This is a genomic window from Pseudoxanthomonas sp. GW835-FHT14C01 (genome assembly GCF_058793715.1).
In genome coordinates, this window is record NZ_JBXAGB010000001.1 from 1,400,440 (window position 1) to 1,426,606 (window position 26,167).

A 26,167-nucleotide genomic window follows, 5' to 3' on the forward strand; every position below is an offset into this window, starting at 1 on the left:
GAAATCACATGAAGCCACTGCACGTCGTCATCCTCGCCGCCGGTGAGGGCAAGCGCATGAAATCCGTGCTGCCCAAGGTGCTGCAGCCGATTGCGGGGCGGCCGATGCTGGCGCACGTGATCGACGCCGCACGCGCGTTGTCGCCAGCCGGCGTGCACGTGGTCTATGGACACGGCGGCGAGCAGGTGCAGGCGGCCTTCGCCGACCAGCCCGATCTGCACTGGGCGCACCAGGCGCAGCAGCTCGGCACGGGGCATGCGGTGGCGCAGGCGATGCCGGACATTCCCGATGGTGCGCGCGTGCTGGTCCTGTACGGCGACGTGCCGCTGACCCGCAGCGAGACGCTGCAGCACCTGCTGGATGCACCGGGGCGGCTGGCCGTGCTGGTCGCCGAGCCGGCCGATCCGACCGGCTATGGCCGCATCGTGCGCGACGAAGCTGGTCGCGTGGCGGCGATCGTCGAACACAAGGATGCCGACGACGAGCAGCGCCGCATCCGCACCATCAACACCGGCATCATCGCGGCCGACGGCAGTGCGCTGAAAGGATGGCTGTCGCGCCTGTCCAACGAGAACGCGCAGGGCGAGTACTACCTGACCGACGTGTTCGCGATGGCGGCGGAGGAGTTCACGCCAGCCGAGATGGTGCTGGTCGGTGAGCCGATCGAGGCCGAAGGCGCCAACGATCCCTGGCAGCTCTCGCAACTCGAGCGCGCCTACCAGCTGCGCGCCGCGCGTGCGCTGTGCACGCAGGGTGCGCGTCTGATCGACCCCGCGCGATTCGACCAGCGCGGCACGGTGAAGGTCGGCCGCGACGTGCAGATCGACGTCGACGTGGTGCTGGAAGGGGAGGTGGAACTGGGCGACGGCGTGGTCGTCGGCCCGTTCTCGCGCCTGAAGGACGTGAAGCTGGGCGCCGGTACGCAGGTGCGCGCGCACTGTGACCTCGAAGGCGTCATCAGCGACGGTGCCGCGCTGATCGGTCCGTACGCGCGCCTGCGTCCCGGGACGCAGCTCGCGGACGGCGTGCATGTCGGCAACTTCGTCGAGACGAAGAATGCGCGCATCGGGGTGGGCAGCAAGGCCAATCACCTGACCTACCTGGGCGACGCCGTTATCGGCGCCGGTACCAACATCGGCGCCGGTACCATCACCTGCAACTACGATGGCGTGAACAAGTCGACGACGACGATCGGCGACCGCGTGTTCGTCGGTTCCAATGCGTCGCTGGTCGCGCCGGTGACGCTGGCCGACGGCGCGACCATCGGCGCGGGTTCGGTGATCTCGAAGAATGCGCCCGCCGAGCAGCTGACCGTCGCGCGCGCACGACAGGTCACGATCGATGGCTGGCAGCGGCCGACAAAGAAGCCGAAGTGACGTAGAGCCGAGCTTGCTCGGCTGAAAGCGTGACCGGTGCCGGAATGCTGGATTGTCCGTGTTAGCTTCCGCGACATCCGGTGGAAGGAGCAGCGGAGCGAGCTCCGCTCTACGCGATGCACGGCATGGTCTGCGCTACGCGGTTTCCGGCAGCTGGATCGACACGCACAGGCCGCCGCCCTCGCGGTTGTGCAGCGACAGCCGGCCCCCGTGCGCTTCGATGATCTCGCGGCTCAGTGCCAGGCCCAGTCCGGTGCCGTTGCGCTTGGTGGAATAGAACGGCACCAGCGCGTTCTGCAGCACCGCGTCGTTCATGCCGGTGCCGCGGTCCATGACCTCGATGCGCAGCCAGTCCGGCAGGCGGATCAATCGCACCGAGACGCCCTCGGCGGTGCCGCCGGCCTCGTGCGCGTTCTTGAGCAGGTTGAGCACGGCCTGCTCCATCTGGGCGATGTCGATACGGCCGTCGATCTCGGTCTCCGTCATCACCAGTTCGAATGCGATCTGCCGTTGCAGGCCCTCGAAGAAGGCGCGCCAGTGCACCGTCTGCAGTTGCGGCGACGGCAGCTTGGCGAAGCGCGCGTAGCCGCGGATGAAGCCTTCCAGGTGGCGCGCGCGATCTTCGATGGTGCCGAACACTTCCTCGAGCCGGTCGTGGCGTCCGCGGCGCACGAGTTCCGCACCGGAGTGCGCAAGCGAAGCCACCGGTGCCAGTGAGTTGTTGAGTTCGTGGCTGATGACACGGATGACCTTCTTCCATGTCATCACTTCCTGCCGCCGCAGCTCGCTGGTCAGCAGGCGCAGCAGCAGAAGCTCATGGGGGCGTCCGTTAAGGCGGAAATTGCGCCGGGCCAGGTGGTACACCTGCTCCTCGCCGTCCTCTTCTTCGCTACCGATGGCGAACAGGCTGTCGCCCCCACGCGCGAGGGCCTCGCGCATCTCGACAGGGGAAGACTCGATCAGCGCGTCGTAGTCCTGCCCTTCCAGCTTCCAGCCACTGTGCAGCAGCTTGCGCGCGGCCACGTTGGCGAAGATCACGCGGCGTACGCCGTCGCCGCCGGGGGCGATCAACAGCATGGCGACCGGCGTGTTCTGGACCATGGTATCGAGCAGCAGCTCGCGCTGCACCAGGCTCAAGCGCTGTTCGCGCAGCACCTCACCGAGCGCGGCGTGCGACTTCACCAGTTCCGCGAGATCGTCGTTGCCTTGCCAGTGGATGCCGAAGTTGTATTCGCCGTCGCGATAGCTGTTGACGCTGCCGGCGAGGGCGCGGAACAGCGAGTAGGTGCTGCGCAGGCCCCGGTGGATCGCCCACATCGCCAGCGGCAGCACCACGATGGCCGACACGATCACCGCTTCGCCCGCGTCGCCCAGCCATCGCGAGAGTACGAGCGGCAGCACCAGCGCCAGCACCAGCAGCGGCAGCAGCCAGGACAGGATGCGGCCGGCGAGCGAGCGGCGGATCATGGGGCCTTGATGCCGAAGCGTTCCATGCGCCGGTACAGCGCCTGCCGGCTCATGCCGAGGTCGGCGGCGGCCTGTGCGATGACGCCGCCAGCCCGCGCGATGGCCGCTTCGATGTCGGCACGTTCCGGTTCCGCGACGATCGCGGTGCGCACCGGGGCAGGGCGCGGCAGGTTGAGGTCGGCCGCCTCGATGCGCTCACCCATCGCCAGCAGGCCCGCGCGCTGGATGACGTTGCGCAGTTCGCGCACGTTGCCCGGCCATGCATGGCGCAGCAGCGCGGCGCGCGCACTTTCGCTCAGCGGCTTGTCGGCGGGACGGAAGCGCTCGGCCAGCGGCAGGATGTCGCCGGGACGGTCGGACAGCGGCGGCAGCGCGAGCTCGATCGCGTTGAGGCGGTAATAGAGGTCTTCGCGGAAGCTGCCGTCGCGGATCATCGCGGGCAGGTCGGCATTGGTCGCGCTGATCACGCGCACGGTGACGTGGCGTTCGCGGTTGGAACCGAGGCGTTCGAAACGCCCGGTTTCCAGCACGCGCAGCAATTTCATCTGTCCGGTCAGCGGCAGGTTGCCGATCTCGTCGAGGAACAGCGTGCCGCCGTCGGCCGCCTCGAATTTTCCCTCGCGCGCCTTGTTGGCGCCGGTGTACGCGCCGGCATCGGCGCCGAACAGTTCCGCTTCGATGAGTTCCGATGGCAACGCGCCGCAGTTGAGCGTGACGAAGGCGCCGGAACGCACGCTGGAATTGGCCTGGATGATCTCGGCGATCTTCTCCTTGCCGGCACCGTTGGGACCCGTGATCAGCACCGGCAGGTCGGAGCGCGCGACCTGGCAGGCGAGCGCGACCACGCGTTCACTGGCGGGATCCTCGAACACCAGGTTGCGCAGATCGTACTTGCTGGAGAGCTGGTCGCGGCCACGACGCTCGCGGCTGCGACGGCGTTCCAGCTCGCTGCGGGCTTCGGCGAGTTCCAGCAGCGTGTTGACGGTGGCCAGCAGCTTGCGGTCGTCCCACGGTTTGGCGACGTAATCGGCGGCGCCGGCCTTGACCAGGTTCACCGCGACCTCGAGGTGCGTCCATGCGGTCAGCAGGATCACGGGCATGTCCGGCCACTGCGTGCGGATGTCGGCGAACAGCTGCTCGCCTTCCGCGCCCGACGTGGTGTCCTGGGTGAAATTCATGTCCTGGATGACCAGGTCGACGGGGTGTTCGCGCAGCAGGGCGAGGCCGGCGCCGGGCGATTCTGCGTGCAGGGTGTCGATGTCGTGCAGCGAGAACAGGACTTCCAGCGCCGTACTGACGGCGCGATTGTCGTCGATGACGAGGATGGTAGGCATGCGCTATAGCCTAACCGAAGGACTGCGGCTGACGAGGTACGGCGGGATGCGCCTCGTCAGGCGGACGGGCCAGATGGCGGCGAGTTGCACCACGAGGGCCGTTCCGATCGCAACGGCCACGCATGTCCCCAGCGAGGGCAGCGGAAGCGTCCACGCCGGTATAAGGCGGGCAAGCAGCGCCGCGACGGCCAGGCCGATCGCGGAGGCGACCACCGCGAGCAGCAGGTATTCCCCGCGCAAGCGATGCGCCAGGTGCGTGCCGGTGGCGCCGAATGCGCGGCGCAGGCTGATTTCCTGCTGGTGGTCCAGCACCCAGCGATGGCCGCCGAGCCCCAGCATGCCCAGCGCCGACAGCCACCAGGCCACGCAGACAGCAAGCGATGTCCACGCGTGCCGTCTCGCGCCCATCGCGGCTTGTTGCCGCAATGCCACGAGGCTGGCGGGGGCCGCGAACACGACATCGGGGTAGGCCGCTGCCAGCGCGGCACGTACGCGCGCGGACACCGACTCCGCGTCGCCCGCATGACGGATGACGAAGTGCGCTTCGCCCGCCCGGGTCATGCGTACGGGCAGGATCAGCGCCGTGCCGTCGCGGCGGTGCGCCGTGGCGGGCAACGGGACCTGCGGCAGCACGCCGACGACATGCAGCCGCTTGCCCGGCAGCAGCTGCAGCGCGCGTCCCAGCGGTTCCGAACGGCCGAAGAGCCTTTCGGCGAAGGCGGCGGAGATGATGGCGGGCGCGGGATCGGCATGCAGGCGATGCTGGTCGCCGCTGTAGTCTTCGTACTCCGTCTGCGCGAAGCGCCGTCCATGCGGGATACCCATGCCGAGCGTCCCCATGAAGTCCTCGTCCGCCAGGTAAAGGGAGACGAGATGACGGTGCTCGCCGTCGCCAGGCTTCCACGCATGCACGCTCCAGGCGCTGGTGCCATAGGGAGCCTGGTTGCCCGCGCCGGCAGACCGCACGCCGGCCACGCCGCGCAGCGTCCGCAACACCGCCTTCGCGCCGGGGTCCCGACCCTGCGCCGGTTGCGTCCAGGGGATGACCAGCACGTCGGCAGCGTCGATGCCGTCCGCTGCCGTCGCTCGCTCGTACATGCTCAGCACGGCCTGTCCCGCATACAGGCACAGCATCACGCCGATGGCGAGCTGCAACACGAGCCACCACGCACCTGCGTGGGAGCGACCCAGCAGCAAGAAGGAGGAGGAGGGCATCGGGGTTTCCGATCTACCGTGCACGCCAGCCCGCGTGCACGGTGTGGAGGCGGCAGGATCAGGCCGTACGCGTCGCCACGGCGGGCGGTACCGATGCGGCCTTGCGCGCCGGTCCGTACACGGCGACCTGGCCGAGCAGCCACAGCAGTACCGCGCCGATCGGCAGGTACAGCAGCGGCAGGCGCGGCAGTTCGTACTTGCCCATCAACAACTGGTTGATGCCGTAGGCCAGGATCATGCCGATGACGATGCCGATGGTCGCCAGCAGGAAGTTCTCGGTCTGGAAGTAGCGCAGGATCTGTCCCTTCGTCGCACCCAGCGCACGACGGATACCGATCTGCTTGGTGCGCTGCTGCACCCAGAAGCTGGCCAGGCCCACGATGCCCAGTGCGGTGACCACCAGCAGCGACACGATCACCGTCAGCAGCAACCACGCCATCGCACGATCGCCGCGGTAGTAGTTGCTCATGATGTCGGTGAACGTGCCCTCGCGCAGCACCAGACGGCGGGAGCTGTTCTTTTCCAGCGTGGCGATCGCCGCCTTCTGCACCTCGGCACGGCGCTCTGGCGTGGTCCGCAGCACGAACGTACCCATGGTCAGGTCCTTCGCCGGCAGGATCATGGTGAAGCCGCCTTCCGCGGGGCCGCCGTTGTCGTTGGTGCGGATCAGGCGCTCGACCACGCCCACGACGCGATGCGGCACGTTGTCGGTATTCCATGCATAGATGTTCTTGCCGATCGCGCTCTCGCCCGGAAAGAGCTTGTTCGCCAGCTCGCGGCTGAGGATCACCGCCGGCATCGTGTACTTGGCGTTCTGCTTGTTGATCTCGGTCCAGTTGACGTACTCGTCCGCGTTGAAGTCGCGGCCCTCGGCCAGCCTCAATCCCAGCGTCTCGATCACGGCGTCGCCGAGGTAGACGTTGGCCGATGCGCTCGGGCGCTCCTGTTGCGGCGCCAGCTGGATGGAGCTGTTCCACGACGAGTTGTCGAACGGCACATGGTTGACGGTGCCCGCCGCCTTGACGCCCGGCAGTGCGCGCAGGCTGGCGACATCCTGCTTCACCAGCGCGTCGGCGTCGGGATTCTCGCCGAGGTTGCCCATGCTGATGCGCACGATCTCCTCGTTGGCCAGGCCGGTGGGGCGGTCGATGCGCTCCAGTCGCTGGGTGATCAGGAAGACCGCGTTGCAGATGATGGCGCACGACAGCGCCACTTCCAGCACGATCAGTGCGGCAGCCGTCTTGTGGCGGGCCAGGGTGGAAAGGATGGGGCGGATGTCCATGGTGGGCCTCTGGGGTTTCAGCCCCTTCCCCCGCGTGCGGGGAAAGGTCGGGATGGGGGCGCTTGGTCGGTGTCGCAAATCACTGCGATTTCAGCTGGATCGCGGGCGTCACCTGCATCGCGCGCCACGCAGGCAGCATGCCGGCGAGCAGGCTGGCGATGATGGCCAGCGCGAACGTGGCCAGCAGCATCTTCAGGTCCATGTGGGCCAGGTCGGCGTAGCCCGCCGGTTGCTGGCGGACCGCCAGCAGGCCGAGCCAGGCCAGTATCAGGCCGAGCACGCCACCGACCAGGCCGACGGTCCCGGCCTCGACCAGGCACTGCGCGAAGATGGCCTTGCGCGTCGCACCGAGTGCGCGACGCACGCCGATCTGCGAGGCGCGTCCAAGGAACTTCGCCAGCAGCAGGCCCACGGTGTTGAGCAGGCAGACGGCCAGGAAGCCGAACGCCAGCCACACCTGCAGGCGCACGTCGCCGGGGACGGCGCCCTGCTTGTCCAGCCACTGCATCACACTGTGCAGGTCGACGTTGGTCGGACGCTCGAAACGGCCCGCCGCGCGCTGCTGGTCGGAGTAGTTCGCCAGATACTGCTTGTACGCCTCGACCTTGGCCGGCGTGCCCAGCTCCACCCAGTACTGCAACCACGAGCACGGGGCATTCGGGCCCTGCGAGCCCTCTTCTTCCTTGCTGGAGTCGCCCCAGCAGTTCATGTTGCCCTGCGTACCCATCTTCAGCGTGCGCGATGTCCAGAACGGCACGAACAGCTGTTCCACTTCGGTGAAGCGGTCCTGCGTCATGTCGTAGAACTTCGGCGCCGGGCGCCATTCGTCCAGCACGCCGATGATGCGGAAGGTGGCACCGGAGGCCTTCAGATCGCGGCCCACGCTGTTGGCGCCGCCGAACAGCTTGTCGTTCAGCGCCTTGGAGATCACCGCCACGCGGGCGCGCGACTCGTCGTCGGCGGCCGACCAGCCGTTGCCGTAGCGGAACGGCACGTCGAACATCGGGAAGAAGTCCGCCGTGGTGTAGCGCGCATCGATGCGGAACGGCTCGATCTTGCCGTCCTCCGATTCGACGGAGGACGCGCCGCCGGTCATCAGCGCCTGGCGGTCGCCCTTCTTGTCGCGCAGCAGATGCTCGGCGTCGTAGCGGGTGAACTGGTCTTCCGGCTCTTCTCCCGGCGTGAAGCCGTTCATCGAGCGGGGATCCACGCGGGGGTAGAAGAGCTTGTCGCTCTTCTGCGGGATCGGATCGCCGGACAGCACGTAGAACACGGTCAGCGTGGTCATGCTGGCGCCGATGCCGAGCGCGATGGCCAGTACCATCAGGAAGGTCAGCGCCTTGTTGCGCTTGAAGCTGCGTAGCGCGAGGGAGAAGTAGTAGCCGAACATGCGTGGCTCCGTAGGGTGGGCGTCGGCCCACCATGTGGTGGTCTTGGTTCTGTCTGCGGTGGGCCTGGGCCCACCCTACGCGGAGGCGCCGGCTTCGGTGGCGTGCGCGGCGCGGATCAGCGCAGGCTCCACCGACAGGTCGGTGGCCATGCCGTCCACGATGTGTACGTTGCGCTGCGCGCGCGCCGCCAGTTCGGGGTCGTGCGTGACCATGATGATGGTCGTGCCCTGGCGGTTGATCTCCTCCAGCAGCTCCATCACGCCGCGCGCCATCTGCGAGTCCAGGTTGCCGGTCGGTTCGTCCGCCAGCAGCAGGCGCGGGCTGCCTGCGAGCGCGCGCGCGATCGCCGTACGCTGCTGCTGGCCGCCCGACAGTTCGGCGGGGAAATGCTTCATGCGCGAACCCAGGCCCACGCGCGCCAGCGCGTCTTCGATGCGCTGCTTGCGCTCGGCCGCCGGCATGCCGCGGTAGCGCAGCGGAACATCGACGTTGTCGAAGAGATTGAGGTCGGGAATCAGGTTGAAGCCCTGGAAGATGAAGCCGATCTTCTGGTTGCGCAGGCGCGAGCGTGCGTCGTCGCCCAAGTGGCTGACGTCCTCCCCATCGAGCAGGAACTGCCCGCCGGTGAACGTCTCCAGCAGTCCGGCGATGTTGAGGAAGGTGGTCTTGCCGGAACCCGACGGGCCGGTGACCGCGACGAACTCGCCCTCGCGGACATGCAGGTCCAGGGAACGCAGCGCATGCGTTTCCACCTGTTCGGTGCGGTAGACCTTGGCGACTTGGCGCATCTCAAGCATGGCGGGATTCCTTCGGAGCGATGGTGGATGGAGAGGAGTGGGACGTGAGGGGGGGGCAGGTAGAGAAGTGAGTGGAGAGGAGTGAGGAGTGAGTGGAAAAGCGGGGCGGCTGCCTTTGCTCACTTCTCACTCCTCGCTTCATCACTCGCTCCTCAATTCACCGAGACGCGCTCGGCGTCGCCGAACAGGTCGCTGCCGGACACGACGACCTTGTCGCCGGGCTGCAGGCCGCCCAGTACTTCGATGTTGCTCAGGCTGCTGACACCCAGTTGCACCGGACGGCGCACGGCGGAGCTGCCGTCCATGACGTAGGCGTAGCGACCGCCGCCCTGCTCGAGGAACGGGCCGCGCTCGACCATCAGCACGTTGCGGCGCGTGTCCATCAGGATGCGCGCGGACAGGCGCTGGTTCTGGCGCAGGCCGGGCGGTTGCTTGCCCGAGAAGCGCAGGCGGGTGACCACTTCGCCGCCCACGACTTCCGGCGACACCGCCGAGATCTCGCCGGGATAGGGCTGGCCGGCGCTGGTCAGCGTGGCCGGCATGCCGATGGCGAGGTCGCGCGCGAAGCTCTCCGGCACCTTGATCTCGACTTCGAATACCGACAGGTCGACGACGCTCAGCACCGGCGCGTTGATCGCCACGTTCGAACGCTGCACGGCCTGCACCTGGCCGACCTGGCCGTCGAACGGGGCGCGCAGCGTCAGCGCGTCGACCTGGCGCTGCACTTCGGCGACCACGGCGCGCTGGCGTTCGGCCAGCAGCTGCTTGTTGCGCGCGTCGAGGCCGGCGCCCTGGCCCTGCAGGCCGGCGTCCTTCTGCGCGTGGGACAGCGCGATCTCGCTCTTGCGCAGGTTGTCCTGCGCCTCCAGCACGTCCACCTGCGGCACGGCACCGCCGTCGTAGCCGCGCTGGTAGCGCTGCAGGGTGCGTTCGGCGGCCTGGCGTTCGATACCGGCCTGGTCCAGCGCCTTCTGCGCGTTGGCGCGGGTGACGCTGGCGTCCAGCATCGCGCGGCTCGCCTCGGCTTCCAGGCCGGCGAGCGTGGTCTGCTCCTGTGCCAGCTTGCTGCGCAGTTCGGGACTGTCGATCTCGGCCAGCGGCTGACCCTGGGTGACCTTGTCGCCCGCCACGACCTTCAACGTGACCACGCCGCCCGCGACGGCGTACAGCGTGGGGCTGTTGGCGGCGATCACGCGGCCGTCCGCGGCGATGTCGCGGACCAGGTCGCCGCGGGTCACCTCGGCGATGCGAAGGCGGGCGCCGTCGACCGAGGCCGTGCCCGACAGCCAGCCGCGCGCGGCGAACACGATGCCGGCCAGCAACAGCGCGCCGCCCACGGCGGGCCACGCCCAGCGGCGCCAGGCGGGACGGGTCTGCGAGGCACTGAGTACACGGTCTTGGGCGGAGGTGTCCCGAATCATCGGCGGCATGCGTTCTTTGGAATGACCTGCATGTCTCAGCAGGATGCGTGCCAAACGCAAGCAATTGATTTGGAAGGGGGTTGTCCGTTCAGGACGACTGTCCGGGTGTCCGCGGACACTGCGCGGACAGGGGCTGTCCAGTGCCGGACACGTAGAATGTCCACTCGTTTCACTCAGATGGAAGACACAGGCTTATGTGCGGAATTGTGGGCGCGATCGCCGATCGCGACGTGGTGCCGGTACTGATCGAGGGACTGAAGCGGCTGGAATACCGGGGCTACGATTCCGCGGGCATCGCGGTGGTCGACCGGCAGGACGTGCGCCGCGTGCGCCGCACCGGTCGCGTGGCCGAAATGGAGGGCGCCGCTGCCGCCGAGGGCTTCAACGCCAGCCTGGGCATCGGGCATACGCGCTGGGCCACCCATGGCGGCGTCACCGAAGCCAACGCGCACCCGCACATCAGCCACGGCGTGGCGCTGGTGCACAACGGCATCATCGAGAACCATGAAGAGCAGCGCGAGAAACTGCGCGCGCTCGGCTACGTATTCGAGTCGCAGACCGACACGGAAGTCATCGCGCACCTGATGCACCACCACCTGAAGGGCGGCGACGATCTGCTGGCCGCGCTGCAGCGCACGGTGAAGGAGCTCACCGGCGCCTATGCGCTGGCCGTGGTCAGCCGCAAGGAACCGGACCGCATGGTCTGCGCACGCATGGGCTGTCCGTTGCTGATCGGCGTGGGCGAGGGCGAGAACTTTATCGCCTCCGATGTCTCGGCGATCATCCAGGCCACGCGCCGCGTGATCTTCCTGGAGGAGGGCGACACCGCCGAAGTCACGCGCGAGAGCGTGAAGGTGTACGACGGGAACGACCAGCCGGTACAGCGCGACGTGCACGTGTCGGATGTGTCGCTGGCCTCGCTGGAGCTGGGCCCGTACCGCCACTTTATGCAGAAGGAAATCCACGAGCAGCCGCGCGCGATCGCCGACACCATCGAGGCGGTGATCGACGCGGGTTTCTCGCCGTCGCTGTTCGGCGCCAACGCGGAAGCGGCGCTGAAGGACATCGAGGGCGTGCAGATCCTCGCCTGCGGCACCAGCTATTACGCCGGCATGACGGCGCGCTACTGGGTGGAGGCGATATCCGGCCTGCCGTGCAATGTCGAGATCGCCAGCGAATACCGCTATCGCGCCGCGTACGCGAATCCCAAGCATCTGATCGTCACCATTTCCCAGTCCGGCGAAACGCTCGACACGATGGAGGCGCTGAAGTACGCCAAGTCGCTGGGGCATGAGCACACGCTGTCGATCTGCAACGTGCCCGAAAGCGCCATTCCGCGCGCCAGTGAGCTGGTCTGCTACACGCGCGCCGGCGCGGAGATCGGCGTGGCCTCGACCAAGGCCTTCACCACGCAGTTGGCGGCGCTGTTCCAGTTGACCGTGGTGCTGGGCAAGCTGCGCGGCAAGGTATCGCCCGAGCAGGAGGCCGACTACCTGGAACAGCTGCGCCACCTGCCGGGCAGCGTGCAGCACGCGCTGAACCTGGAGCCGCAGATCGCCGCGTGGGCGGAGCGCTTCGCGCCGAAGTCCGACGCGCTGTTCCTCGGTCGTGGCCTGCACTACCCGATCGCGCTGGAAGGCGCGCTCAAGCTGAAGGAAATATCCTACATCCACGCCGAGGCCTACCCGGCCGGCGAGCTGAAGCACGGTCCGCTGGCGCTGGTCGATGCCGACATGCCGGTGGTGGTGATCGCGCCGAACGACGTGCTGCTGGAGAAGGTCAAGTCCAACATGCAGGAAGTGCGCGCGCGCGGCGGCGAGCTGTTCGTGTTCACCGACCAGGACAGCCATTTCAGCGAATCCGAGGGCGTGCATGTCATCCGCACCCCGCGCCACGTCGGCGTGCTCAGCCCCATCGTGCACACCATCCCCGTGCAGCTGCTGGCCTACCACACCGCACTGGCGCGCGGGACCGACGTGGACAAGCCGCGCAACCTCGCCAAGTCGGTGACGGTGGAGTAAGCCGCATCTCCGGTGCAGCAAACTGGTACGAGCTAATAGTTGGTCCAACTTGCTAATAGTTGGTCCAACTAGCTTGGAGGCTCGAACTAATAGATGGTCCAACTCACGAGAAGTGCGTGTGCGAGTGAGTCGCTCCGGGTTTGGTAGCCATCTACAGGCCCAAGGGCTGCCAAGCAACATGGCAGCTCATTGAGTGGCACCCTCTCGCTGTGTACCAAGCATGTTCCGCTTAGTCTCAGCTTGCGCGACAAGCATGGGAGATGGTCTTCGAAACGTTCCAGGACGGGGATCAATCATGACCATGCCAGATGAGAGAACTAGGGCGTTGCTGTGGGCCGGGGGCTTTCTTATCGACATCGCCCAAGACGAGTCACTTCCGCTGCCTCTTCGGCGAAGGGCCGTGACGATTGCGCGGCATTTCCCAACGATCGAAGATGTCGCCTGGATAGCCGAGTCCATACGAGATTCGGTCCTGAGTATTGGACTGGCGTCGCCAGAGAACGCCCTACCTGAAGAGGGAGATTGGTGCTTCACGGTCTTACGGCACCCCACAAGGCTTGGATGGCCGGGAGAGGGTTAAGACCCTGGGCACTCATCCACAAAAATGTTGGGCATCGTTGCCAAACACTCTGGGCAGCGGCGCCGAATGAACTGGGCATCTCCCCCAGCCTGTTGGACATCTCCAAACTCGCTGGACAGAATTCCATGGCGAGGATGATCGCCCTCTGAGGCCTACTGCGAACACCAGGTCTCGAAGGTCGCCTAATGAACCCGGACGTGCACATGAGAGATTCACTACGGTCGAACCCCGATGGGTTCGCAGCCGATCCCTTTGGATACAGCGCACTTGCTTGGCATAAGTGGGGCTTGATCGCGACAGCAAACGGGTTCCCTGTGGATGTCTCAAAGCCGCCAACTATCGCCGACCTGAAGAACCCGATTCTTTGGCTTTGCCACGCGCATGCGCTATCAGAGGCGGCAGCTCAGCTTGTCAAGAATCCGCCGAGATTTGATGGCTTCCCTCAAGAGCTCAGGACAATCTGTCACAGCCAGTACCACGCCGTAGTGCTGATGATCGTTGGCTACAGCCTTGAGGTTTGCCTCAAAGCAATGATCCTTATCAGGCTGGGGACTGAGGAATTCACAAAGCAGGAGAAGGAGCACTTCCACCATAAGCTGGAAGACCTTGCTAGCTTCATTCCCGACCTTAGTGACAAGGATAGGGCGATTCTGAAGGGTCTCTCGCACTTTGTTGTTTGGGCCGGCCGCTACCCCGACCCGGGCTCACGGCGCCTGAGCAATGCTGTAGATGTCTTCGAACTCTCGGAGAATCATCAGATCAGTGCGAAGGATCTCTTCGCCATGGCTGAGAGGGTAATGAAACACGTTAGAACCGTGGTCAACTAGGTGGCCACGCCTTCGCTCGGTACGAGCCCCCTAGCGAGCTAGGTTGGCCTGCGCGATCATGGTCTGCTTCTTGCGAATCGCGGACGATGCAGCAGCAGCGCGCAGCGGCATGTTCTCGGAACAGGGCAGGACGTACTTGCTGTGTCAGCATCTAGGCTTGAGCCTAGCCGGCGCACGTATGTTTCAGTGCGCGTGTACCCAAGGTACGGACTCACTGAGATGAGCACTGGACGCCCATGCCGCTAGACAATGACATTAGGACCTACGTCAACCGCACGCACGCCAACGCATGGCGAAGAGTGAAGCCCGGCAGCGCGCCGGACGAGCCAGCGTTGGTTAGCTCGTTTCTGTCCTCGGAGATGTACCGCGGGCTCCGCGTTATCCTAGACAACTACACCACGCCAGGCGTGTCCAATCTGGTGCGGGGCATCTTCACTCACCAGACGCCGAAGGTGAGGATGGCCGGTGCCGCTCATTCCACTGAGATCGGGGACCTAATGCTGGTGCACCAGCATTTCACGGGCCCCAAAGGTCAACGAGTCGCGACAACAGGCAACGCGTTGCTCCTCCAGGCCAAGCGCACGCCCACCACTTCCACCGGCTCGCTCGCATCGCCACTGGAGGCTTTGCAATTCAAGCTCTACCAAAGCTGGGCTCCTTTCAAGAGTGCCACCCGCCGCTTGCCAATAGCGCCCCCCGGCTATACGGAGTGGAATTTCAATCTTCCCAGCGCTACTGGTGGCCCGGCCACGGCAGCCGCCGGCTACTTGGCGGTGTTCGACCAGCAAGCCTTCTCGGTGCCCGCCGCAACCCCGCAATGGAGCGCGCCGCTTGCGCCCAGCGCACCGGGACATGCGTTGATGATTGCTGCCTATCCGGCAAGTAGCACCTGGTCGGTCGGCGATGCGCCTGCGGCCGCCGCACCTCCGTCTGGCGGGGCATCGTGCCCGCTGGACTTTGGAACCGCATTCGTGGAGTTCCTGATGAGAGCGCGTGGCCGGCCATTCGTGCCGGGCGTGCCCGCATCGACAGACCATTGGTCGATCTTCGTAAACCACATGCTTCGAGAATCGGCACGCTCGACGAGCTACATTTACAGGTTGAAGAATCAAGGCATTGCTAACGCGCCTCGTGGTCGGAGCTTCAAGCACTTCGCCGCATCGACCGCGCTGTGGCACGCGCTCGAGGAGGGGGTGGATAACTTCCTCAGTGGTGGGGGCGATCCGTCCTTCAACGTAGCCAACGAGTTGTTGGGTTGGATTGATAACCTGCCAGCCAGCCAAGGGGACGAGCCGCCGCCGGACCAGCCAATACTCGCGACCTCTGCGGAGGGCGGCCACGTTCCGATCCTGCTGGTGTTGACCGTGGGTGGGGATGAGCAACCATTCTCCCGCGTGTATGGCGATCAAGTACGCGGGGGTTGATGGAAAGGCTCCGTGTCATTGGCTCAACGGTCAAACAAGATGAGATTATCGACTCGCAAGATGCCTTCTCAGTTGCACCAGATTGGACGGTCGGAGTCAGAGCCGAAAATGGAGAGAGCCGATGCGCGACCAACGTATCCTCTCTACTCGGAGTATGCCGCGCCCCGTCTTCGGCCCAAGCCCTAAGAGCCCTGCACCAAGTCGGACTCCGACCCTTAGCGGGCGTTTGATCCGAGCGGCAGCAAGTCGTGGTGAGTCATGGCATTCGGAATGTATGATTTCGAAAGCCTTTTGACTGGGAGAGATGGCTGGCAGGCGCACCATTCTGAGCTAGGCCAAACCGATGCGCAGGCGCCATGATGTCAAGCTATAGCGAACCCGCTGCTCGATCGAGGGATATGTGCGAAGGCGCGCTTAGGGCGCAGTCCCTATGCTGGGGTGATTCATAGATGATGACGGTCGCATTGGATACTGGCACAGCATGAACATGCCTAATGGCGATGAAGGTATAGATACAGTCCGCGCATCCCGAGCTGGCCACACTTTCCACGAGAGATGGGCGGCTAGACGGGCGTTGCAACTGGTATTTCCGAACGACGAACTGTTCGCGATCGCCGTGGAGGGGATCTCATCGACCGAAACCGCCAGTCCCGGAGTATGGGCCGAGGATGTTGCTGACCTCGTCCTCTACTACGGTGGTGGAGACAATTTCAAGACTTGTGAGCGGCTGGAGACCATCCAATTCAAGTACAAGCATAGCGGAGAGCCCGTCACTGCTTCTTATCTGAAGAAGACAATTGAAAAGTTCTCTAGCACGGTATCCGGCTATGAGAGAGAGTTTTCGGCCGACGAAGTCACTGCGAAGGCGTGGTTCGCTTTCGTCACGAACGCGGAGTTCAAGGACAGTCTTTCAGAAGCGATCGAGTCCCTCATCGCAGGGAGCACACCCTCGGGTCACGAAGCTGCCGCCCAGGTTCTGTACCTGAAGGAGTGTTGTGTAGCTGGCGGCCTGTCTGATGCAAGACGTCTCTTTTCCAGAATTGCTTTTCGAGCCGGAGAGAAGGGCCTTTCGGGCCAAGACAATGCACTAAGGCGAACACTCACCGACTGGTCTGCCGGCGCCGACGCTGAGGCCAGGATGCGCCTTTACGGGCTTCAGGACCTCGTCTTGAAAAAGGCTGGTCCAAGCGGCCAAGGCAAGAACCTCATCCATCGAGAAGATGTCTTGGATGCGCTCGATTGTGCGCCCGAGGACCTCTTTCCGGCCGATACCCGCTTCATCGACGTAGGTGCCGTAGTCGAGAGGTCAGAACTCTCGATGGTCCATGAACTTATCAGAACTTCAAAGCGGCCCCTCTTCGTCGACGCTGAGGGCGGGATTGGCAAGACTGTGTTCGTTCAGTCCCTCGCCGCAAGGATGGAGAACGAGTTCGAAGTGGTCGTTTTTGACTGCTTCGGCGGTGGTTCTTACCGTTCAGACAATCACTCCAGACATCTTCCCAAAATTGGGCTTGTGCAGATTGTCAACGAACTAGCTTCGCGGACGCTTTGCGATCCGATGCTGCCAGGCGGCGATGACAGTCGAAAGGTCATCAAAACGGCGCGCAAACGATTGGCACAAGCAGCGACAGCTATCCGGACCCAGTCCGAGAAGCTCGGCCTGCTAATTGTCGTCGATGCGGCAGACAACGCCCAGTTGGAAGCCGAGCACCGCCACGAGGATGCGTTCCCGAAACTGCTTCTCGCGGCTATGGATGAAGATCCGATTGACGGTGTGAAGCTGTTGCTTACGGCACGCACGCACCGAAGGGACTTGGTTATTGGTCGTAGCGAGGTGAGTAGGGTCGAGCTTGGCCCCTTCACCGATCCGGAGGCCCGAGAGTTTCTGAAGGCGCGCAAGCCAGACGCTTCTAGCGCCGAGGTTGCGACCGCCCTGGCCCGATCCGGCCGGAATGCACGTGTCCTCGACTACCTAGTCCAGACATGGAATGAGAATGTCCACGGCCGCACGTCGGCCGCCGTCATAGACGTTCCCGAAATCATCGCTCAGCGGTGCATGAAGATAGTCTCCGATCTTCACGTCGCAGGATGGACGGACTCAGAGGTGACCGAGTTCTTCGTCGCGCTATCGCTGCTTCCGCCGCCGATTCCGCTCAACGAACTGGCAAACGCGCTTGGATGGTCTGCGGCTCAGGTTGGTACCGCAGCATCGGATCTGGCCCCGATGCTCGAGGTGACCGCGCACGGAGCGATCTTCAGGGACGAGCCCACAGAAACCTATATCCGTGAAAGATACTCCGAGGGACCGGAAGCGCAGAGGGCCATTGCCGACCGCCTGTTAGCCTCACAGGGGAAGTCAGCCTATGCCGCAGAAGCGCTGCCGCACTTCCTTGTCGTCATAAAAGATAGCGATCGCGCATTCGCGCTCGCTGATTCAACCAGCTTCCCTGCAACGGTGCAGTCGGACTTCGGACGCCGGAGGTTGACACTCGCACGACTTCGTGCGGCTTTTCGACTGGCAGTGGCGGAAGACGACTTGGACCGGGTTCTCGGCCTCAGTATGCGGATGGCGCAGGCCGCGACCGCCGACCTTAGAGGCGACGAGTTCATTCGAAGCTCACCCGCGCTCGCAATCGTGCTCGGCGACGCTGATTCCTATCGCCGTCTCTTTGCGGACCGCTCGGGATGGCGTGGAGCCAGAAGTGCGCGCCTGACAGTAGCTCATCGCTTCGCGAATGACCTTGAGGAGTCGGAGATTCAATGCGCGAGCACGGTGCGGTGGATCAATTGGGGCGCTGCGAAGCTGGGTGACGAGATGCAGCGAGGACGCGCCGGGCCAAAGACAAAAGACTTCGCGGCGGTACTATTTCAGCATGCCGCTGCAGGCAAGTTCGACGCAGTAGATCGTAACCTTGACTCATGGAATGTTCGCTTCTCGCTCTCTGTGAGCGGCGAGCTTCTGCACCTGCTGCAACAGTTCGATCAGGCGAACGTCGCCACGACAATTGCGGATCTCGTATCGTTCGCCACAAGCAAGGAATGCCAGTCACAGGCACTCAAGCTGCGACTTCTCTCGCTGCCAAGCTCTTTGAACAGGCGGCAAGTTAGTGCGCTCGCAAGGGGATTGGAGAGCCATTGTCCATCGACCATGACGTCGATGACGGTGTTCTGGCGGACTCCAAACAGGGGAGTGCTGTATGCGTCGTACAGGCGGCTTTGACGGCGCTCCTCTACAGCTCGCGTGCCGCAGCCGCGGCGATCATCCGCCAAGCGCCGCTCACGCGTCCATCTGCATACGACTACGGCGAGCGTTACGGTCCCTCAAAGGCCTGGACGCCAATTCTGTGCGCGTGTGTTCGTGCATGGTCGGCTGGAAGGCCAGTGGCCTACCATGACCTACTTCCGAGGGAAGTGGGGATCACCAAGCAAGCGAAGGCAGTCTCGACCGAACCAGAACTGCTCGCATTTCTGAAGAAGCTGGACCAGCCGGCACTCAGCGGCTCCGGCAAGAAACGAGGCGGAAAACCACGGCGCGCGAGGTTCAGCGAAAGGGAATGCGAGAACATCAGCAAAGGCGTCGAGATGATACGCCGGCTGACCCGGCCCATCGAGGAAGCTGCCCTCTCGCGCCGGGGGCTGTCGGACGCGAGCCTCACCGCCTTCTTGGATGCATGGCGCAGGCACTTTCGCGAGGGCGTGCATTGGAGGGCTGAGGTCGCGACTGACTTTCTCGTTCGCACCGCCGGACTCGGCTGTATCCACGTTCTACTGGACCATGCGCCCGAGGTATCGGAAGAGCACGCGAAGACCATCATCAGTCTGGCTTCCTCTGAAAAGTTCTCCGTCCGACAGAAGATCTCAGTACTGGCCCAGCTGTCCAAGCGATCGGCCCTTCATGAGCTCGCCGGACAGTTTGCACAGCATGTCGCGGAGCAGATCGGCAGGGATGACGATATTGAGCAGCGCGGCCGTGCATATGCTGATCTCGCTGCTTCGCTCGTTTCCATGAGCACTGACGAGGCGCGTGATTACTACCAGCAAGGTCTGGCTCAATTGGACCAACTTGGGGGAGAGAGCTACGATCAAATCTATTCGCTACTTCGCTTTGCGAGCGCCCAGCAAGGCGGCTTCTTGAAGCCCCAGTTGTCGCACAGATTGATGAACCTCTGCCAGGCGATCGTGCGGAATGAACCAGGCAAGTTCGGATGGACGCTGTTCGCACAAGCCGCAGCCAGTTCTATAGGGCTTCAGGCGATCGCAAAGATCGTGCGCTGGCACGACCAGGACGTTGCGGATCTGTCTTACGGGTTGCCGCAGCTTGCTTGCTTTCTGGCCAAGAACGGACATCTCGACGCGCGGCGCGCCGCGCTCCTTGTCACAGTCTGCGAAGACCAGGGCTCGTGGGACTGGCGTCCCGGTGACGCAGTCGCCGACCTCTTGCGACTGTCCGAACCCGCCGATCAGCGGCGGATATCTCTTGCGATCATCGAAAAGTTACATGCCCGATACCCGTTCGGCGGCTTTAGCGCACTTTGGGAAGGCTTCTTGGCAGCGGGGAATCAGTTCCCGAACGCACTCACGAGCGAAGAGCGAGAGGCGATTGGACGTCTTAGCGGAAGGGCACAACGCGAGGATGATGGGTTCGACAGTCACGATGAGTCGGGGTCAGATTTTGCCGATTCAACTCCGAAACCGAGCAAGGAGGAGATCGACAGCCTCATCGCGGCGCTAGTTTCGAACTGCGATCCGTCATCGGCGCATTCGATCGACCAAGCGCTGATAAACATCAAAGCAGACAATCGACTTACCTATGATGCGCGCCAACGCTTCATCAACGGACTGCGTGTTTCATGCCCGTATCCCAAGCGGTTGGCTTTTCTGTTCGCAGTGTGTGATGCAATCGAACTGAGCCTCACGCAGTCATTGGACATAGTTACCGAATGTATAGACGATTGGAGTAGATCCTCCAAGCACCTCGTTTCCAATGCAAAGTCGTTGGTTGAGCGGCTGTTCGAGTCCAAGGTTGTCGAACTGTTCGAAGGACAGTTTTCAGACATCGTTCGTGGCATCCATCGACTGTCAGAACTTTGCGGCGACAAGCACTTCGTGCTGCGACTCGTGCTCCGAAAGGTGGTAGCGGAAGAGGTGGAACTCGACGGCAACGAGTGGCTACAGTTGGCAACTGCTCTCTGTGACGTCACATCGGGTCGAGCCGGCCTCGACGCATTGGAGTTGTTTCTGTCTGGGTCGGCGTCCCGTATCGCCGACGAAATCGGGGAGGGGGCGTTCCGCCCGGAGCAGGCCGTGGGGAGCGACGAGCTGGCGGTCTTCGTTGACGTCATTTGGCACCTTCTTGGCGACGATGATAGTTATCTGCGCTGGTCGGTCGCAAAGGGACTGAGCACGCTTGTCGAATTGGGCCTCGACGAAGAACTCGGCCTGCTGCTTGAGCGCTTCAACCAAAGAGAGATCCCGGCCCTGGCGTCCGCGGATCGCGGTCTTCCGTTCCAGAACTCCCAACAATGGTTGCTGATGGGGTTGGCGCGGGTCGCCCTACGCCATGGACGGACCATAGCTGGCCTGCGGCGACCGCTGCTGGCGCTTGCCGAGCAAAGCGACCTGCACATCATCGATAAAGTCCACATTGTCAGATGTTTAAGGAACATAGGCTACGACGGTAGCCGCGATATCGAGCTCGAGGCGTTACTCGATCATGTCGACCAACCGCCATGCGGGATTGAGGTCAGCGATGTCTACTCGGGGGGCACGAAGGCGACGTCGAACTTCCGCTTCGACTACGAGTTTGCCAAGACTGAGATCAGTTCCGCGGCTCGACTCTTTAATGTCGGCAAAGCAACGGTGGTCGATGCAATGGCGACTGAGATCACGCGGCGATGGCCGGAGGCCACCTCCCTGGATGATTTTCCGGGCCGGCAGCGCTACGAATGGGAGCGGGGGGATCGATATGAGACCTACCGCGAGCATGTCCAGAGACATGCCCTGCTGAGCGCAGTCACTAGCCTCTCAAAGACACGGCCGGTTGTCGTCCGAAGCTACGAGAGTGGAGGGGACTCGCCTTGGTTGGAATGGCGTAACCGGTACGACATCACGTTCGACGACGGCTCGTGGCTGTCGGATCGGAAGGATCCGGTCCCTAGGCCGGCAAAGCAGTATCTGCTGGGCAAGCGGACAGGAGAGCAGGAGAACCTGCTGGATCAACCAACAGTGCTGCGGAAGCTGGGCCTCGTGTCCACTGCCGCCGACGAACTGGTATTGCTCTATGGCCACTGGTCCTCGCCCGATGGCGTGCGAGTCAGGATCACGTCGGCGCTCACGGAGCGGAAAGGCGCAATTGGTCGCTGCATGGCGTTTGCCAAGCAACCAGGTCATGAACTGTGGCTACCGGAGTTCTGGGACCAGGGAATCTATGACAGTCGTCTCCGCCAGAAGAGCATTTTTCTTCCATTGGTGTGGGCGCCCGAGACACATAGTCTTGGCATCGACGTAGATGATGAAATGGCGGCGGAAGGGGCGGCTGGCAGACCGCGTCTCGGAATCGAGCTCACGAAGAGCTTGAGGTTGTCAAACGTTCTGGGCAGCGGTGATTGGTGCACCCCTGAAGGCAGCCTCGCGCTGAGGAGCCAAGTATGGGGCAGTTGGAAGCCGGATCCCGATGACCATCGTGGGGCCCGTGATCACGATGATGGTGAAGTGCTGTGGGCTTCACCCGATTGGCTCGCTGCGATGTTGTCCAAGGAGAACAAGCTAGTTGTCTCAACGATAACGCTTTGGAAGTATCGCTCCTCACGCGAGAATTCCGCTTCGAGGGGCGTTAGATCCGTCCTTGTTGGACTTCGGCTCGATGATGGGACGCTGCGAACGTGGCATGCGAAGAAGGCGTCAAAGCTAGATCACTGGGGTGCATGAGCTCGTCTACCTAAGGCAATCGATACTGTTCGTGGAAGAGTAATTGTTCCCTCGCCAGCTTCATCTCTAGGTGGGGCAATAAGTTCGATTGTTAGCCCGATCTTTGCACCCAAAGATCAAGTCGCGCGCAGTTCCCAATACCAGTTGGCCATGTCTAGCAGATTGCCAGCGATTTGACGCAGGCACCTCAAACACCACAAGCTTGCTAAACGAAGAAGCCACGGCCTATGTGGGTCAGCAATTCGGGGAAGGGAGGGGGCTCCAATGACAAACAATCCTGCCGGCTCGACTTGGAAGAAGTGGGACTTACACGTCCATACGCCTTCCTCGCTCGTACATGACTATCCCGGAGCCAGCCCAGACGAAGCTTGGGATGCCTTCTTGACAGATCTCGAAGCGCTGCCCGCAGAGTTCAAGGCAGTTGGCATCAACGACTACATCTTCGTTGATGGTTACGAACGCGCACGCAGGGCGAAACTCGAGCAGGGTCGGCTCAAGAACATCGATCTCTTGCTGCCGGTCATTGAGCTGCGACTAGACAAGTTCGCCGGGGTCGTCAAGAAGGAGAAAGATGGGACCTACTCCCAGTCGGGCTGGAACCGCATCAACCTGCACGTCATCTTTGACGCCATGGATCCGGCGCTTATCCAGCAGCAGTTCCTAAATGCGCTGACCCCGAGCTACCAGCTGATCCCCGACTCCAGCAAGTTGCAAGGAAGGTGGAAGGGTGTGATCACCCGAGATAGCTTGGCTGAACTCGGACAGATGATCATCGACTCAGCGCCGGATGAAAAGAAGGCCGACTATGCTCCCCCTCTTCGGGAGGGATTCAACAACCTTTGCGTGAGTTTGGAGAAGGTCAGGGAGGCGTTGGACAAGCCCTATTTCTCTGGCAAGTACCTCATCGCTGTTGGCAAGACCGAATGGGCCAACCTCAAGTGGGACGACCAGTCCATTGCCGAAAAACGCAACATTATCAACCAAGCCGACTTGGTGTTCACCGCAGCCGCTAATCCTGCGGAATACGATGCTGCACGCAAGAAGCTCGTTGAGTCCAACGTGCAGGCCACCTTGCTCGACTGCTCGGACGCTCATGCACCGAGAGCCTCGGTAAACAAGGACCGCGTTGGAAACTGCTTCACTTGGATCAAGGCCGATGCGACCTTCGATGGCCTTGTCCAGGCGATCACCGAGTTCGATGATCGCGTATTCGTGGGTGACACTCCGCCCAAGCGACTTCTGGTAGAGGCCAACCGAACAAAGTACGCCACGAAGATCCGTATCAATCGAAACGCTAGCTCTACATTGGCCGATCCTTGGTTCAACGTTGACATGCCGTTGAGCCACGATCTGGTCGCCATCATCGGCAACAAGGGCAGCGGCAAGAGCGCGATGGCCGACATCGCCGCACTTGCCGGCGACACGAAGAACTTCAAAAGCTTTTCTTTCCTAAAGGACACGCGCTTTCGCAATCCGAGGAACAAGCTCGCACAGCACTTTGTCGGCGCGCTAGCCTGGCACGACGGATCGGAATCTGAGCGTCAGCTAGACCAAGACCCCTCAGAGACCAGCGTCGAGCGGGTTAAGTACCTGCCGCAAAGCTATCTGGAAACGCTATGTAATGAGCTTGGTGATGGTGGCTCGGCTACGTTCGACACGGAGTTGCGCAAGATCATATATACCCATGTCCCAGACGAGGCGCGCCTTGGATACGCTTCGATGGACGACCTGCTGCGTTTCAAGGTCGCTGAGATTGAGAGCGCACGCGAGCAGGTCGTCAAGGAAATCTCCAAGGTCAATGCCGAGATCTTGCAGACAGAGCGACGGCTGACCCCAGAGTTCAGGCAGTCACTTCAGGAGCAACTTGACGCGAGAGTTGCCGAGCTCAACTCCCTCGAAGCGTCGAAGCCCGAGCCGGTCGAGGACCCGACGGCGTCGGACGCGGCCCAAGAGGAGTCAAAGGTGGCGACCGAGAAGCTCCAGTCATTGGAGGACGAGCTCAAGAAACTGCGTGACGAAGATAGGCTGCTTCGCGAAGGAAAAGCCATCGAGTCGAAGCGCCAAGCGGTCCTAAGCCGGATCGCTCAAGCCATCGCCAATCATAAGAAGGCCCATGACCAATTCGTCGCAGAGTTGGCCCCCCTATTCGCAGAGGCGGGCCTTCAGGCGAAGGTGATCGATGTCGTTGAGCTAAAGATCGACTCCTCGCGAATCGATGCGCTCGCCGAGGCCAAAAAGGAGTCCATTGCAGCCATCGATGCAGCACTAGGTAGCCAAGAGCCGACAGGCCTCCTCAAGAGGCGTGAGGCGGCCGAAACTGCCATGGCCGAAATCAAGGGCAAGCTTGGAGAGAAGCAGCGCTTGTTCATCCTCTACAAGGAACAGGTCGCAAACTGGGAGCGGGCGAAGGCCGATCTCATCGGAACCAAAGATAAAGGACAATCTATCGAATGGCTCAAGGCCGAGATCGAATCCTTGGCTGCTCTGCCCACTAAGCTTACTGATCTACGCGCCCAGCGCGTGGATTTGGCCAAGACCGTCCATGAGCAGTTGGGCAGCACCGTGGAGGAGTACCGTCGCCTGTATGGGCCGGTTCAAGAGTTCGTCAAGTCTGCGGCGCGGATGGACATGCACCTGCCACTGGACTTCGCTGTCCGCATTGAAGAGTCGGATTTCCAGGACGAATTCTTTCCTCGCATCAACCGTCAGTCGCGCGGAAGCTTCGCAGGTGTTGATGAGAGCAACCAGCTCATGCGCGGCCTACTCAGAGAGGTCAATTTTGGCGATGTGGATTCCACGCTGAGGTTCCTCGCGACCATTGACGACATGCTGCACTTCGATCGTCGCGAATCCGGCGGCGGCCGCGAAACTAGAATCTCCGATCAACTCCGCAAGGGCGGAGAGCCGCAAGATATTCTCGACTATCTCTACGGCATGGGGTACCTCAAGCCGAGATACTCGCTCACATTCGACGGCCAAGAGATCAGCCAGCTCTCGCCCGGTGAGCGTGGTCTCCTCTTGCTTGTCTTCTACCTGCTGGTCGACAAGGATGACATCCCCATCATCATCGACCAACCGGAGGAGAACCTAGACAACCAGACCATCTTCAAGGTACTGGTCAAATGCATCAAGGAAGCGAAGCAGCGACGCCAAGTCATCATGGTGACGCACAACCCGAATCTGGCCGTCGTTTGCGATGCAGAGCAGATCATCTACGCGACCTGCGACAAATCAACCAACACGTTCAACTACATGTCGGGCGCTATTGAGTCGCCAGCCATCAAAAGCATCGTTGTTGAGATCCTGGAGGGAACTGAGCCCGCCTTCAGGAATCGGAAGCGGAAGTACGGGCTGTGAGGACGACACGCGGACCAGCGACGGACGAGCCGGCGCCTTCATTGAAGGGGAAGCGCCGCTCGTGGTCGGCTATTTTTGTCGGCTGTAAGCTCTGGCCAGTTCAGATCGATCAGCCAGACTAGGGACTCATGCAATCCACGGCACCAAGCAATCGAGCAACCTTGAGAGTCAAAGTGACTCGGGCTTCGATTACGGATCGCAAGATCGTGACCGTCAGCCCGGGTGGTCTAGCTCGCATCAAGAAGTGGAATGTGTCTTCCTGCGTCTATGTGGTCGTCAGAAGTCGGGTTATTCAGTATGTGGGCTGCTCATCAAGCAACTTCTTCGTGCGCTTCGTCAACGGCATAGGCCAAGCTCATGCAAAGGGATACCGTTGGCCCACTTACGACGGCTCTTACCAGCTCTTCGTCTGGAGCATTGGTGAATCTCGCCCTTGTGTAGAGGCTGTCGAGGCAGAGGTTGCGTTTCTGCACCGCGCTGTACTTGGAGACTGGCCTATTGAGCTCAATCAGATATCACCGAAAAGACATCTGGTTTATCCAGAGGCTTCTTCGCGCGGAAAGCTAGTGGCGTTTGGCATCTACGCGTGGCTCCTAGAGAAGGAGCTTGTGGCATCCCACGGCAATGACCTGAACTTTCTTCGAGCACTAATGGATCGCTCAGTCATTTGCTGAGATCAAGTCGGGGGAAGTTGCGGCCGGGGCAGGGCGGGCAGTCCAAGATGGTGCGCCGGTTCTCCGAGGTTTGG

General features: G+C 62.6%; 16 protein-coding genes. 9 read left to right on the plus strand and 7 right to left on the minus strand.

The features are described 5' to 3' along the window. Positions 1-8: 8 nt before the first annotated feature. Positions 9-1,376: a bifunctional UDP-N-acetylglucosamine diphosphorylase/glucosamine-1-phosphate N-acetyltransferase GlmU gene (glmU, locus tag AC1Q5B_RS06145; protein WP_492630822.1), complete on the plus strand. Its 1,368-nt coding sequence runs from the start codon at positions 9-11 to the stop codon at positions 1,374-1,376. Between the two features lie 135 nt (positions 1,377-1,511). On the opposite strand, the gene AC1Q5B_RS06150 is transcribed toward glmU, so the two are convergent. From AC1Q5B_RS06150 to AC1Q5B_RS06180, 7 genes are all read right to left on the minus strand, one after another. Next, positions 1,512-2,843 carry a sensor histidine kinase gene (locus AC1Q5B_RS06150; protein ID WP_492630823.1) on the minus strand — a complete coding sequence of 444 codons (1,332 nt, stop codon included), beginning with the start codon at positions 2,841-2,843 and terminating at the stop codon, positions 1,512-1,514. Then, positions 2,840-4,177 (minus strand): sigma-54-dependent transcriptional regulator, encoded by a 1,338-nt coding sequence (locus AC1Q5B_RS06155; protein WP_492630824.1) that lies wholly within the window; start codon positions 4,175-4,177, stop codon positions 2,840-2,842. Before AC1Q5B_RS06155 ends, AC1Q5B_RS06150 begins: the two co-directional genes overlap by 4 nt. Before the next feature lie 3 nt (positions 4,178-4,180). Next, on the minus strand, positions 4,181-5,392 hold the full coding sequence (locus AC1Q5B_RS06160; protein ID WP_492630825.1) for an ABC transporter permease: 1,212 nt from the start codon (positions 5,390-5,392) through the stop codon (positions 4,181-4,183). Between the two features lie 58 nt (positions 5,393-5,450). Then, positions 5,451-6,674: an ABC transporter permease gene (locus tag AC1Q5B_RS06165; protein ID WP_492630826.1), complete on the minus strand. Its 1,224-nt coding sequence runs from the start codon at positions 6,672-6,674 to the stop codon at positions 5,451-5,453. 79 nt (positions 6,675-6,753) lie between these two features. Continuing rightward, complete coding sequence (locus AC1Q5B_RS06170) at positions 6,754-8,064, minus strand: ABC transporter permease (RefSeq protein ID WP_492630827.1); 1,311 nt, start codon at positions 8,062-8,064, stop codon at positions 6,754-6,756. A gap of 75 nt (positions 8,065-8,139) precedes the next feature. After that, positions 8,140-8,862 carry an ABC transporter ATP-binding protein gene (locus AC1Q5B_RS06175; protein ID WP_492630828.1) on the minus strand — a complete coding sequence of 241 codons (723 nt, stop codon included), beginning with the start codon at positions 8,860-8,862 and terminating at the stop codon, positions 8,140-8,142. A gap of 152 nt (positions 8,863-9,014) precedes the next feature. Continuing rightward, complete coding sequence (locus AC1Q5B_RS06180) at positions 9,015-10,283, minus strand: efflux RND transporter periplasmic adaptor subunit (protein ID WP_492630956.1); 1,269 nt, start codon at positions 10,281-10,283, stop codon at positions 9,015-9,017. A 194-nt stretch (positions 10,284-10,477) separates the two neighbouring features. Here AC1Q5B_RS06180 and glmS point away from each other — a divergent pair, with 194 nt between their 5' ends. The 8 genes from glmS (at position 10,478) to AC1Q5B_RS06220 (ending at position 26,093) form a co-directional block, all read left to right on the plus strand. Further along, the gene (glmS, locus tag AC1Q5B_RS06185) at positions 10,478-12,304 is read left to right on the plus strand and encodes a glutamine--fructose-6-phosphate transaminase (isomerizing) (protein WP_492630829.1); all 1,827 of its coding nucleotides are present in this window, start codon (positions 10,478-10,480) and stop codon (positions 12,302-12,304) included. Between the two features lie 301 nt (positions 12,305-12,605). After that, on the plus strand, positions 12,606-12,884 hold the full coding sequence (locus AC1Q5B_RS06190) for a BPSL0761 family protein (protein WP_492630957.1): 279 nt from the start codon (positions 12,606-12,608) through the stop codon (positions 12,882-12,884). 185 nt (positions 12,885-13,069) lie between these two features. Further along, a complete protein-coding gene (locus AC1Q5B_RS06195) occupies positions 13,070-13,711 on the plus strand; it encodes a basic helix-loop-helix domain-containing protein (protein WP_492630830.1) in 642 nt (213 codons plus the stop codon). A 236-nt stretch (positions 13,712-13,947) separates the two neighbouring features. Beyond that, a complete protein-coding gene (locus AC1Q5B_RS06200) occupies positions 13,948-15,135 on the plus strand; it encodes a hypothetical protein (RefSeq protein WP_492630831.1) in 1,188 nt (395 codons plus the stop codon). A 574-nt stretch (positions 15,136-15,709) separates the two neighbouring features. Beyond that, positions 15,710-18,355, plus strand: coding sequence for a P-loop NTPase family protein (locus AC1Q5B_RS06205; RefSeq protein WP_492630832.1), 2,646 nt, complete (start codon positions 15,710-15,712; stop codon positions 18,353-18,355). Then, complete coding sequence (locus AC1Q5B_RS06210) at positions 18,271-22,062, plus strand: hypothetical protein (RefSeq protein ID WP_492630833.1); 3,792 nt, start codon at positions 18,271-18,273, stop codon at positions 22,060-22,062. Before AC1Q5B_RS06205 ends, AC1Q5B_RS06210 begins: the two co-directional genes overlap by 85 nt. 264 nt (positions 22,063-22,326) lie before the next feature. Further along, the gene (locus AC1Q5B_RS06215; protein ID WP_492630834.1) at positions 22,327-25,419 is read left to right on the plus strand and encodes a TrlF family AAA-like ATPase; all 3,093 of its coding nucleotides are present in this window, start codon (positions 22,327-22,329) and stop codon (positions 25,417-25,419) included. Between the two features lie 206 nt (positions 25,420-25,625). Next, complete coding sequence (locus AC1Q5B_RS06220; RefSeq protein WP_492630835.1) at positions 25,626-26,093, plus strand: hypothetical protein; 468 nt, start codon at positions 25,626-25,628, stop codon at positions 26,091-26,093. The last annotated feature ends 74 nt before the right edge of the window (positions 26,094-26,167 follow it).